General features: G+C 54.3%; 11 protein-coding genes. 6 read left to right on the forward strand and 5 right to left on the reverse strand.

Going from position 1 to position 12,637, the window contains the following annotated elements; all coding sequences use genetic code 11:
- Positions 1-111 precede the first annotated feature (111 nt).
- Positions 112-1,080 carry a Sir2 family NAD-dependent protein deacetylase gene (locus HMPREF2554_RS08010; RefSeq protein ID WP_070554596.1) on the reverse strand — a complete coding sequence of 323 codons (969 nt, stop codon included), beginning with the start codon at positions 1,078-1,080 and terminating at the stop codon, positions 112-114.
- 151 nt (positions 1,081-1,231) lie between these two features.
- On the opposite strand from HMPREF2554_RS08010, the gene HMPREF2554_RS08015 reads away from it, so the two are divergent.
- Both HMPREF2554_RS08015 and HMPREF2554_RS08020 read left to right on the forward strand, forming a co-directional pair.
- Complete coding sequence (locus HMPREF2554_RS08015) at positions 1,232-1,768, forward strand: PadR family transcriptional regulator (RefSeq protein WP_070554599.1); 537 nt, start codon at positions 1,232-1,234, stop codon at positions 1,766-1,768.
- 180 nt (positions 1,769-1,948) lie between these two features.
- Positions 1,949-2,962: a zinc-binding alcohol dehydrogenase family protein gene (locus HMPREF2554_RS08020; RefSeq protein ID WP_070554601.1), complete on the forward strand. Its 1,014-nt coding sequence runs from the start codon at positions 1,949-1,951 to the stop codon at positions 2,960-2,962.
- Positions 2,963-3,027: 65 nt separating this feature from the next.
- Here the strand turns inward: HMPREF2554_RS08020 and HMPREF2554_RS08025 are convergent, their stop codons facing one another.
- The 3 genes from HMPREF2554_RS08025 to HMPREF2554_RS08035 form a co-directional block, all read right to left on the reverse strand.
- Positions 3,028-3,399, reverse strand: a complete 372-nt coding sequence (locus tag HMPREF2554_RS08025) for a winged helix-turn-helix transcriptional regulator (RefSeq protein ID WP_070554603.1) — start codon at positions 3,397-3,399, stop codon at positions 3,028-3,030.
- Positions 3,400-3,559: 160 nt separating this feature from the next.
- On the reverse strand, positions 3,560-6,157 hold the full coding sequence (gene clpB, locus HMPREF2554_RS08030) for an ATP-dependent chaperone ClpB (RefSeq protein ID WP_070554605.1): 2,598 nt from the start codon (positions 6,155-6,157) through the stop codon (positions 3,560-3,562).
- 225 nt (positions 6,158-6,382) lie between these two features.
- On the reverse strand, positions 6,383-6,982 hold the full coding sequence (locus HMPREF2554_RS08035) for a hypothetical protein (protein ID WP_070554608.1): 600 nt from the start codon (positions 6,980-6,982) through the stop codon (positions 6,383-6,385).
- 176 nt (positions 6,983-7,158) lie between these two features.
- Here HMPREF2554_RS08035 and HMPREF2554_RS08040 point away from each other — a divergent pair, with 176 nt between their 5' ends.
- The 3 genes from HMPREF2554_RS08040 (at position 7,159) to HMPREF2554_RS08050 (ending at position 9,295) form a co-directional block, all read left to right on the forward strand.
- The gene (locus HMPREF2554_RS08040) at positions 7,159-7,836 is read left to right on the forward strand and encodes an NAD(P)-dependent oxidoreductase (RefSeq protein ID WP_070554610.1); all 678 of its coding nucleotides are present in this window, start codon (positions 7,159-7,161) and stop codon (positions 7,834-7,836) included.
- 22 nt (positions 7,837-7,858) lie between these two features.
- Positions 7,859-8,518 (forward strand): HAD family hydrolase, encoded by a 660-nt coding sequence (locus HMPREF2554_RS08045; protein ID WP_070554612.1) that lies wholly within the window; start codon positions 7,859-7,861, stop codon positions 8,516-8,518.
- Positions 8,519-8,794: 276 nt separating this feature from the next.
- A complete protein-coding gene (locus HMPREF2554_RS08050) occupies positions 8,795-9,295 on the forward strand; it encodes a Dps family protein (protein ID WP_013397818.1) in 501 nt (166 codons plus the stop codon).
- Between the two features lie 75 nt (positions 9,296-9,370).
- On the opposite strand, the gene HMPREF2554_RS08055 is transcribed toward HMPREF2554_RS08050, so the two are convergent.
- Positions 9,371-11,617 (reverse strand): MMPL family transporter, encoded by a 2,247-nt coding sequence (locus HMPREF2554_RS08055; protein WP_246826033.1) that lies wholly within the window; start codon positions 11,615-11,617, stop codon positions 9,371-9,373.
- Positions 11,618-11,945: 328 nt separating this feature from the next.
- Between HMPREF2554_RS08055 and HMPREF2554_RS08060 the strand changes: the two genes are divergently transcribed.
- Positions 11,946-12,637 (forward strand): VIT1/CCC1 transporter family protein (locus HMPREF2554_RS08060; protein WP_210396029.1); only part of this gene is annotated, 692 nt, incomplete at its 3' end.

A 12,637-nucleotide genomic window follows, 5' to 3' on the forward strand; every position in this document is an offset into this window, starting at 1 on the left:
AACTTTAATGTTATTGCAGGCACCTTAAGTTCTTTCAAAAAAAGACCCTTAATAGTGAAAATCGGTATTTCCAACGCCTTTTTTCTTTTGAGCAGCCTGCGGATTAGCAGATTAGATATCGAGGCGATCCAGCATTTCTTCCAGTGCCTCCCCCACGCCCGTGCGCCACAAATAGGTGACGCGCGCATCCGCACGCCCGGGGCCACCATTCATAACCGCCACGGGTTTATTCGCGCGCAGGGCATCAAGCACAATCTTGTAGCTGCTCATAACCGCGACTGAGGAACCCGCCACCAGCACACCCGAAGAATCCGCGAGCATCTGCTGCTGGCGAGCCTTCCGGTCGGCGGGCACGGATTCACCAAAATAGACAACATCCGGTTTGAGTTTCGTCGATCCGCAAACCGTACACCCCACCATCTGGAAGCTGCGAATATAGTCGTTATCGAGCTCAACGTCGCCGTCAGGATTGACCTGCAGTTCAGTACTTTCGAGGCGTTCCAGATACCCCGGATTTGCCGCATCCAGGCGGATATCCAGGCTCTCACGCGACTCACGCATTCCGCAGTCCAGGCACAGAATTGAGGATAAATCGCCGTGCAGTGCCAGCACGTTCTTGCTTCCGGCACTCACGTGCAGACCATCAACATTTTGGGTAATCAGGCCGTTCACCGCACCCGCATGCTCAAGTTCGGCGAGCGCATAGTGGGCTCGATTCGGGGATGCGCGGCGCATGCGCCTCCACCCTACGTAAGATCGAGCCCAGTAGCGTTGTCGGGCGGCATCGTCGTAACGGAATTCTTGGTAGGTCATGGGCCGGTGGTCTAAGAGTGACCCGGAGGGTCCACGATAGTCGGGAATGCCGGATTCGGTGCTAACCCCTGCGCCAGTAAGCGCCAAAACGCCGCCGGTGCGGAGCATTTTTTCGATGCCCTCGGCGGCGTATAGAGGGTCGTGTGGGGTGACTGTTTCGGTGACGACTCGTTCAATGGAGCGAATGGCGGCGCGATGCGCGGAGGCGATGAGTGTGCTTTTCTCGCCCGCGTCTGCGAAGTTCTGCGTATCGGTCCATTTTTCCATGTGTCTAGTGTATGTCGGGGATGTTTCTCTCCCCCAGTTAGGGACGGGCAACCTACTTCCCTGTTCGGGTTCCCTTGATCACAAACTCCTATATACAAGACTAGTATTACTGATAGTATTATTAGCAACAGCAATAGTGAAAGGAAGCATCATGGCAACCCCAACTATCGACGCTATGATCCTAGGGGCTCTGCACGAGCACCCGATGAGCGCCTACGAAATGAACAAAATGATGGACCAGCGCGGAGTGCGCGGTTGGGCGCGCATCAGCTCACCCTCCGTATACCGTAACCTGGTGCAGCTCTACAAGCAGGGATATGTGGAGAGCACCACCGTCAAAGACAGCGCTATGCCTGAGCGCACGGTCTACTTCATTACTCTCGAAGGCAAGGAGCGTCTTCATGAGCTTCTCTACGATATTGCCTCCAGCCCAGCGCGCGTAGACTTCAACTTCGTCTCCGTCATCGCGAATATCCGCATGGTGGATGAGAAGATGGGGCACGAACTATTGCAGTCTATTGCCGATACCTACAGCGAATGGGCAGATCGGCTGGAACAGGCCGCCGCATCCATTGACGACCAGATAGAAGCGAAGGCAACCCTAGAGTTGTGCTCCGACACCTACCGACTTATTGCGGACTGGGCACGCAAATTCGAGAAGGATTTCTATCAGAACCGCAAGAAGTAAGAGCTGATTCCACGCGTTAAAGACTGAGTTCTGGGAGCATAAACTATGCTCCCGCCTCGGGCAAAGATAAAAACACGGCTCGGAACGAAACCTTATAAGTTATGTTTCATCTATAGGTATGACTGGGTTTCCTCGGAGTAACTAACCCTCCTTGAAAGTGCCTGTGGGGCAAGCAGTAGCATGAGTTTTATGTCAAACACTATGAAAACAATTGCTATGCTACGTTCCCTACCAATTTCTGACCCAGAAGCACTCATTGAGACTGAAATGCCCATCCCTGTTCCCGGGCCCCAGGATCTCCTGGTTCGAGTGAAAGCTGTCTCTATCAACCCCGTGGATGTCAAGGTACGCGCAGGTGCAGGAGTTCAGCAAGATCCTAAAATTCTTGGTTGGGATGCGGCAGGTATCGTCGAGTCTGTAGGAGAAAATGTGTCTGGTTTTGTCCCTGGCGATGAGGTTTATTACGCTGGTGATCTCACACGCCCAGGTTCAAACGCAGAATATCAGACGGTAGATTACCGTATTGTCGCTAAGAAACCTGCATCGCTGGGGTTCACGGAAGCGGCTGCCATTCCACTTACCGCAATCACTGCGTGGGAAACGCTCTTTGATCATATGGGTCTCACCAAAGATACTTCGGGTAACCTTTTGGTGATTGGAGGGGCAGGCGGAGTCGGTTCTATGGTGATCCAGTTTGCAAAAGCACGAACTTCTCTTCGCGTAATTGCATCAGCCTCACGCCGAGAATCCGCTGAATGGTGCAAGAAGCTGGGAGCGGATGATATTGTGGATCACAGTAAAGATTTGGGGCAGCAAGTTCAGGATCTTGGCGGTGCCGACTACGTTTTCTCTGCTTACACTGAACATCGTGAAGAGGATATTGCCTCTGCCATGAATCCGCAGAGTCAATTAGTTTTTATTGACGATCCTCAGACTTTTAACATTGGCGCTTTTAAACCTAAGTCGATCTCTGTGACGCCAGAATTTATGTTCACTCGTTCCATGTTTGCAACAGAGGATATGGCGTATCAGTCTGATCTGCTGAGGCAGGTAGCTGACATGATTGACTCGGGACAGGTTACGGGCACTCTCACCGAGACTTTAACAGGACTTAGTGTTGAGTCTTTCCGTGAGGGGCATCAGAAAGTTGAAAGCTCCCATATGATCGGAAAACTCGTCATCTCTTATTCTTAAACTCCCGTCAATGTGAGGAGGGGCTATCGTGCAGACGATAACCCCTCCTCATGTATATTCTGCCGCTATGTCGTTGTATCGTACACGTCTTGTGCGTCAAGTACTTCTTGTTTATGAGCCTCAGACCATTGGCGAAGAACCCGTAAAGGCTCAATCAAGGTTTCGCCCAAAGAGGTAAGTTTATATTCCACAGTGACAGGTACGGTAGGAAAGATAGTCCTGCTTACCAAACCGTCACGTTCTAGTGTTCGGAGGTTCTGGGTCAGAACTTTCTGCGTTATGCCGGTGATGCTACGCCTCAACTCTGAAAAACGTTGAGGTCCCTGCTGCAGACGCCCGATAATAAGTGCCGTCCATTTATCCGCGATCCTATCGAGAATATGTCGGCACGGACAGTTCTTGTTGTAAACGTCAGCGTTATTCTCACAAGTATCCATGAGGGAACTATAGCATTTTGAAATATCTAGAAGCTTATGCAAACAGGCGTCTCGGTCCTTAGCTCTGCAAGCACGAGCTCCTCCGGGAGTGGAAAGTTGCAGCGGGAGCGTAATTTACGCTCCCGCTGCAGCTTAGCATTCTATTTCGCGCTGTGAAGAGTTAGTCGTCACGCTTGGAGGTCACTGACAGACCGTCCATTGCAACATCCGGGTTCACATCCACCTCTACGGTGTCGCCATCGTGGATAGCGCCCGAGAGGATACCCTTCGCCAGACGATCGCCGATCTCGCGCTGTACCAGGCGGCGCAGCGGGCGGGCACCGAAGGCCGGATCGTACCCTGCCAAGCCCAGCCACTCCAGGGCGGCGGGGGTAACATCCAGGGTCAGGCGGCGGTCGGTCAGACGCTTGCCCATGCCCTGAATCTGCAGATTCACAATCTGTCCCAGATGCTCGGAAGAGAGCGGCTCGAACATGATGATGTCATCCAGACGGTTCAGGAACTCGGGGCGGAACGCCTGGTGAACCACCTGCATCGCCTTCTCTGTGCGCTCCTCAAACGGCATCTCCTGATCGACCAAGTACTGCGAGCCCAGGTTCGAGGTCAGAATCAGAATCACGTTGCGGAAGTCCACGGTGCGGCCCTGACCATCGGTCAGACGACCGTCATCAAGCACCTGCAGCAGAATATCGAAGACCTCGGGGTGGGCCTTCTCAACCTCGTCCAGCAGCACCACGGAGTAGGGGCGACGGCGCACAGCCTCGGTCAGCTGACCACCCTCTTCGTGACCCACGTATCCGGGAGGCGCACCCACCAAGCGGGAAACGCTGTGCTTCTCGCCGTACTCACTCATGTCGATGCGCACCAGGGCGTGCTCGTCATCAAACTGGAACTCCGCCAGAGCCTTCGCAAGCTCGGTCTTACCCACACCGGTCGGCCCCAGGAACAGGAAGGAACCAATCGGGCGGTTCGGGTCGGAAATTCCGGCGCGGGCGCGGCGAACCGCATCCGCCACAGCAACCACGGCAGCTTCCTGACCGATCAGGCGTTCACCGATGCGCTTCTCCATCTCCAGCAGCTTCTCGGATTCACCCTGAAGCATGCGCCCGGCGGGAATGCCCGTCCAGGAAGAGATAACCTCGGCAATGTCGTCAGCCGTGACCTCTTCAGAGACCATAGCCTCGCCATGAGCCTCAGTTTCGGCGCGCTGAGCTTCCTCCAGTTCCTTCTCCTTGGCGGGAATTTCGCCGTAGAGCAGGCGGGATGCATCCGCAAGGTTGCCCTCGCGCTGTGCCACCTCGGCACGCGAACGCAGCTCGTCGATTTCGCTCTTGAGATCGCCCACGCGGTTCAGACCGGCCTTTTCGGCTTCCCAGCGAACGTTGAGCGCATCCAGCTGTTCTTTCTTATCAGCCATGTCTTTACGCAACGCCGCCAAGCGTTCCTTCGACGCTGGGTCGGTCTCGTTCTTGAGGGCCAGTTCTTCCATAGTCAGACGGTCTACGGCGCGGCGCAGCTGGTCAATTTCCTCGGGAGCCGAGTCGATCTCCATGCGCAGGCGCGATGCGGCCTCATCCACCAGGTCGATCGCCTTATCGGGCAACTGACGTGAGGGAATGTACCTATTTGAAAGTGCTGCGGCGGCGACCAGGGCGGCATCCGAGATTTGCACCTTATGGTGCGCCTCGTAGCGTTCCTTGAGCCCACGCAGAATACCGATAGTGTCATCAACACTAGGCTCACCCACGTACACCTGCTGGAAACGGCGCTCCAGGGCGGGGTCTTTCTCAATGTTCTCGCGGAACTCGTCGAGCGTGGTAGCGCCAATCATGCGCAGCTCACCGCGTGCCAGCATGGGCTTGAGCATATTGCCCGCATCCATGGAACCTTCGGATGCGCCCGCACCAACCACGGTGTGCATCTCGTCGATAAAGGTGACGATCTGACCTTCGGATTTCTTGATTTCTTCGAGCACGGCCTTGAGGCGCTCCTCGAATTCTCCGCGGTATTTAGCACCCGCAACCATGGATCCAAGGTCAAGGCTGATCAGGGTTTTACCGCGCAGGGATTCGGGGACGTCGCCGGAGACCATGCGCTGCGCCAGCCCTTCGACCACGGCGGTTTTGCCGACGCCGGGTTCACCAATAAGCACGGGGTTGTTCTTGGTACGCCGGGAAAGCACCTGCACCACGCGGCGAATTTCGGAGTCTCGGCCGATCACGGGGTCGAGTTTACCTTCGCGGGCGAGCGCTGTCAGGTCGGTTCCATACTTTTCAAGGGCCTGGAAGGTGCCTTCGGGGTCCGGGGTATCCACGGTGCGGTCTCCTCGTACTTGGGGAATGGTCTCTTCAATGACTTTGGCAGTTGCGCCCAGGTTTTCAAGTGCGCGAGCGGTATCGCTATCGCCGCTTGCGATGCCCAGCAGCAGCATTTCGGTAGAGATATAGGTGTCACCGAATTTCTGGGCGTGGGTCTGCGCACTCTGAATAGCGGCGAGGGCGCTGCGGCTGAAGTTTGCGTTCTGCACGGATGCTCCAGATGCCTTCGGCAGCTTCTTAATCTCTGCGGATGCGGCTTCCGAGATGGCGTCGATATCGAGCCCTGCGGCCTTGAGAACCGCTACGGCAACGCCTTCTCGCTGATCCATCAGTGCTTTGAGGATGTGCGCAGGTTCGATGCTGGGGTTACCCGCTGTCTGCGCGTTCATATTAGCGGCGGAGAGCGCTTCTTGGCTCTTGGTTGTGAATTTTGCGTCCATAAATCTTATCCTTTCGCGTCTTGTGCGGGGCGCATCCTGCGCCTTCTTTTTATAGCTAACTTGAGTCTACTACACTCAATATTTGGATGCAAGGGGCTACCACCGGTTTTTGGAACCAAAATTCAGTGATAAAAAGGCTCTTTATGTAAATAAAGCGGCAAAAAATACGCTTTATTCGTATAAAGAGCCTTTTTAGGGCGCGGGATGAGAGGATCAGACTAGGTCTCAGTCCAAGAAGTCATACGGGCTTTGTTGTCGCGCCTGCTCCTCCAAAACCTCGTCGGTAACACCCTGCTGTATGCGCGCCGAGCGCCTATTGGCATTGAAAGCGATCACGGCGGCGGTAATAGCCATGGCAAAGGTCAAAATTCCGAAGGTATTCCCGAATCCTGCACCGTAGCCCACGTAATCGGCACCCGCGAGCGCACCAATTCCCGACACCGGTACCCCGGCACGGTAGTCGGGAATGAACATCCCAAAGAGAAAAGCGAGCGCCCAGCAGGTCCACACGGACAATACGAATCCCCAGGATGCACCAACCCGCGCGTACTCGCCGCTGGTAACGCGACGATGAGCATCACGAAGCATCCACCGCGCGCCCAGACACAGAATTACGGCGAGTGCTGGGCCAAATGAGATAGCAAAAATGGGCACGAGATCACCAGCGGCACCAAAGAGGGCACGGCCGACGGTAATCCAAGCAGCAGAGACGAATGCCATGGGGTATGCAGCGTAGAGGGTTGCAACCTGTATAAGGGCAGGTGTGCGTGCAGCTAATGAGTTTACACGCGGGTGCGATCCGGAGTGCTCTGATTTTTCGTTCACTGTGCCATCTTAAACGGTTTGTGCCCCGGACTGGTACAGCACTCACCATGTCAGCGGGCTTTCCGCGGTAAATCCCACATAAACCTAAACTTTAACCAAAAACTTTATTGTTATACTGAGCACATTGGGGGCTTGCGGGTACTCATGCCTCCTAGCGGTAAATAATAGGAGCCTACATGAAAATACTGGTTTTAGGAGCAAGCGGTCGCACCGGAAGCATTTTCACCCGCAAAGCGCTAGAGGAGGGGCACATGGTTACCGCCTATGTGCGTAACCCCGATAAGACGGTGGAGCTTTTGGGGGAACACCAGAACCTCATGATTGTCCCCGGTGCCCTGAACGATTCTGAGCGGATCGCCACAATTTCTTCCGGACAGGATGTAATGGTTAGCATCCTGGGGCAGAAAGCTACGGTACGAGAGTTTCTATCCACCACGTTCATGCAGAAGCGCCTGCCGCTCATTATGGATTCGGTAGTGGGTGCGGGTGTGAAGCACTGCGTTATTATGAGCGCCTACGGAGTGGGCGATACGCTGCGGAGCGCATCTTTTTTCATGCGTGTAGGGTGCAAGATCATGATGCGCAGCATTTTTACGGATCGCGCAAAGGCCGACGCGATGGTTGCTAAGTATCAGCCGTATATTTCGCGGGTGCATCCGGGTCTGCTGACAGATAAGCCTGGCAAGGGTGGGGTCAAGGTGTTTGATGTGGCGAGTGTTGCGCGAGTTCCGGGTATTCCAATGATTGCTCGTGAAGATGTTGCTGATGCTCTGCTCAGTATTGCGGGAAACCCACTGAACGCGGGGACAGATTTTTTGGTGACGATTGATGACGTTGTCCTACGGGCTACCTAGAAATGCCCGGTAGGCTTAAACTATGACGAATAATTCTTCTTTTCCCGCCGCGATTCTTTTCGACCATGACGGCACGCTTGTGGATACCGAGCCGGTGTGGGCTGCCGCGAAGGTTGCTCTTGCGGCCGAGTTCGGCGGCACCTGGACCGAGCAGGATACCCTGGATTGTCTGGGGCTTTCTATGAAATTTACGCTTGACCGCCTGCGCGAACGCGGGGTTGATCTGCCGGATGAGCAGATTAATGAGCGCCTAGTTGCCAAGGTTCGTGAGGCATTGGCGCATCAGCAGGTGGAGTTTCTGCCCGGTATTGAGCGTTTCCTGACCCAAGTGCGTGATGCCCAGATTCCAGCGGCAATTGTTACGAATGCGACCACGTCGATCGCTCAGCGTACAGCCGATGCCGCCCCGGAAGGAACGTTCTCGGTCATTATTGGCAACGATGAGACGACGCATCCAAAGCCTGATCCGCAACCATACCTTTTGGCGGCGCAGCGTTTGGGGGTTGAGCCTAGCCGGTGTGTGGCGGTTGAGGATTCGCCCTCCGGGGTGCGCAGCGCAACGGCGGCGGGCATGAAAGTAATTGTAGTGCCGGGTGAGCTTGAGGTTCCCGCCGAGCTGGGGAATGCCCGCATGTTACATACCGAGTTAACGTTGGATGCGGTGCGCGCCTTAGGCGAATAGCCGCCCGATTTTCGCGTTCCTCACCGTATTCACGACGATGGTTCACTGATTGCACAGGGTTGTGGCGGGGTATGCTAAGCCTTATCTGGGCTATTTTTTAGCGTTGTCAGAACCGCATCCAAAGCCACCCTTATTATGAATTACTAAAAATAAACTTGACTCCGGGGCGTAAAAATGATTTACTAAGGATAACGCTTTTGCGGGGAAATAGCGGGTGAGAATCCCCCGCCGTCTACCCCCTTGAAGCAGCATCTACGCACTAAGAAGGAGTCTCACATGACATTCGCACAATACACCGCACCCGGTCTTACTCTTGACGAAGGCAAAGAAATTTCCGAGGTTCTGCAGGCTCGTCTGCACGACCTTAACGAACTGCATCTTTCCCTGAAGCACGCACACTGGAACGTAACCGGCCCCGACTTCATCGCCGTGCACGAAATGATTGACCCGCAGGTCGATACCGTTCGCAACTTCGTGGACGACATCGCAGAACGTATGGCAACCCTGGGTGCAACCCCCAATGGTCTCGCCGGTGCGCTGGTCGCAGCACGCAACCACGAGGATTACCCCGTAGGCCGCGCTCGCGTGACCGAGCACCTGCATGCCCTCAACGACGTCTACACCCGCGTGATCGAAGACCATCGCAAGGCTATCGAGTTCGCCGGTAAAGTTGATCCCATTACCGAGGATCTGCTGATCGGTCAGACCGCTGAGCTTGAGAAGTTCCAGTGGTTCGTTCGCGCATTCCTAGAGAATAGCGCAGGCGAAATCAAGTAATCCGCACACAGGATTTTAGAACGAAAGGTGCCGTCTCCCCTACGCGGGAGGCGGCACCTTTATATCTCTTCGCTCTCAAGAACGGGGCAGCGTTTCGTGGGATGTTTTGATGCCCTGCCCAATATTTTTCGATGGACACCAAAGGAACCTGCGGCACACCATCAACAGCGCGGGCAGAAATACCAGGCGAACCACAGTTGCATCCAAAAGCACCGCAAAAGCAAGGCCAATACCAATCTGTTTCATCTCAATGAAGGAAAGTCCACCGAAGACGCAGAATACTGCGATCATAATAACAGCAGCACTCGTGATAACCCCCGCTGTACGAGTAATGCCTTCACGAATCGCATCTTGGGTAGAATACCCTGCCGCAGCGAACTCGCGAATACGGCTTACCACCAAAATATGATAATCAAGGGATAGCCCTGAAAGAATGACAAACAGCATCAGAGGAATCCAAGACACCACATGTCCAGTGGAGGTAAATCCTAGAAGGTTTTCTGCCCATGTCCCTTGGAAAATAGCCGTCACTGCGCCAAAAGCAGCCAAGGTTGAGGCAAGATTCAACACGATCGTGATTCCGGCCAATGGTATAGACCGATAAGCCCCAAACATAAAGATGAATGTTACCGCAATAACGATTCCAACCACCCACGGGATTTTTGACGATAGGTTTTGCGTGTAATCCATTCCAGACGCAATATCGCCGCCAACCGCCCAACGAGAAACCCCTGATGACGGTCCAATGTCGGAACGCAACCGGTTTACCGCTTGATGCGCTTGCGCAGAGTCTGACGTATGTTTTACCGCGATATCGACAACCGCTGTACGTTGGTCTGCCGAGGTCCATGTGTTCGATACTCCCGCATAGGTTTGAGTGTCCTCACCCGCATGTTGAGTAACTTTATCCACTGCCTGCCGCACCTGTTCCGGTTCGCCTTCCAGCACCACATTGGCGCTGCTTTTACTGCCGGGAAATGCCTCGCGTATATCATCCAAAGCCTGCATAGATGACAAAGACCTTGGATAGTCATCCACAGTCGTCATCTTAAGACTCATAGATGCTGCAGGAGCTGCAAGTGCTCCAAACAAAACCGCCATAATCGCTAATGCCACCCACGGATAACGGCTTACCGGCCCGATAATCCGATGGGCGATCTTACTTCCCCCGGTCCCTTGCGAAAGTCGCCATACGAAAGGCACTCGCGGACGATCTACCGCACCGCGCAGCAGCATTAAGAGTGCGGGAAGTACCGTTAGGGATGACATCATCGCAACCAGCACAACCAAGATTGCACCAATGGCAGCACCCGTTGATAGCACATCTTGAACTAGCAGCAGACCGGCCATTGATAAACATACTGCGATTCCAGAAACTAATACTGAATGCCCTGCCGTCTCTGCTGCAATATGCGTGGCTTCTAACCGTTGATGCCCGACGGTGCGTTCCTCTCGAAAGCGACGCACATAGAACAGAGAATAATCGACACCAACAGCCATACCGATTAGCAAGATAACGTGCGAAATTAGCCCCTGATCCGGGAATACCTGTGAAGCGACTGCCCACAGTCCAGTAGCAGAAAATACTGAGGCTAGTCCCACCAGCAGGGGTAGCCCCGCTACAATCCAGGCCCCAAACACTATGAGGAGAATAATAAGTGTAATGGGTAATGTCACCACAGTAGCGTGGTTAAGGTCCTCGCCTAGCCAGGTCTGAAAATCTGAATTAATGGTTGCGTTACCGGTGTTAACAGTCGTGTACTCTGAATGATGCGAAGAGAAATCTGATACTGCAGAGTGCACGCCCTCAACACGCTCTGAGGCGGTATCTGGATTTCCTTCGATGGAAGCAGTTATCAATACTGACTTTCCGTCTTCAGAAGGTACAGGATCTTTAACACTCTCCACGTGGGATGCAGTACCTAACTGACGATGCAGGTCTTCGATCGCGACCCCATCCTGTTCCTCGCTGATTTCCGCGCCATCAGAACGTTTGAGGAGTACATTTTCTTCAGCAGCGTTATGTTTACCAGCGTCCCGTGCCATAACAGCTGCTTCGCGGGATTGACCGTTCAACGAGTCTACTTCGCCCGCCATTCGAGTGGGGATCAGGGTACTTAGGGATACGGTTAAACCGATCAACAGTACCCAGACCAAAAGCGCCCATATAGGACGCCTTGCACTCCACAACGCAACCCCACGAATGATGCCGCCGTGCGAAGAACCAACCGCATGAAGATTTGAAGAATTTATTTCACTCGGCTCCCCACTGGGATACCTGGCTGAAGAACCTGAATTATTTTTCTTACCATACAGTCGCATGATGTCTCCTTTCATAGGGGTCTAGATATAAATTCCCTTGGAGATCTGCAGTTATCTCGCAGTTATTAATTAGAAGTCAGATTTTTCTAGAAAACATGGGTGCTGGCACCACTCTTAGACCTAGGGTGAGACTGAGAAAGTTATTGTTATACCGAGAGTGGCGAGGAATTGCAGATAGAACGGCGCCCCTTCATCCGCGACTTTTACAATGCGATCTCAACCTAGATGTTCGACGCAGCGAACATAAAAGCACTGGCACCTTTTCCTAGATTTTCGAGGACGAACCCCCTATGCTGGTGAGTTGCACACCAATCTACCCGGGATATCTATGACATCGGCCGAACCGCGTAAAACTCAGAGCGAGCATCTTCTCACCGCACAGACTGAGGGGGTTCGCACCGCATCCGAAGATTCTTCCCCGGCGGCCGGGCACATACCGGCACGGCACCACCCCGTCACCCAGCCGAGTGATGCGCAGATCCGACGGTGGCGGCGTTATCTCGCCGATGAAGAATCGGAGGCGCGCATCTACCGCTACCTGGCCCAGCGCGCCGAGGGCGAAGAGCGTGAGATTCTGATGCAGGTTGCCGAGGCCGAGAAACGCCATCAACAACACTGGCGCGATATGCTTGGCGAACATGCCGGTAAACCTTCACGTCCTTCGCTCTCTTCGGCGATTTTGCAGTTCCTTGCGCGGCATTTCGGGTCGGTTTTTATTCTGGCGATGGCTCAGCGTGCCGAATCCCGCTCCCCCTACGCCGAAGATCCGGACGCCACCGAAGAAATGGCGGCTGACGAGGCTATTCACGAAGAAATTATCCGCGCCCTGGCTACTAACGGGCGTGAAAAGCTCTCGGGCAACTTCCGCGCGGCGGTGTTCGGCGCGAACGACGGGCTGGTCTCGAATCTGGCGCTGACGATCGGTATTACGGCCTCGGGCGCATCCAGCTCTATGGTGCTGCTTTCGGGGGTTGCCGGGCTGCTCGCGGGCGCGCTTTCTATGGCGGCGGGCGAGTTCGT

Source organism: Rothia sp. HMSC071F11 (assembly GCF_001809115.1).
GTDB lineage: Bacteria > Actinomycetota > Actinomycetes > Actinomycetales > Micrococcaceae > Rothia > Rothia dentocariosa.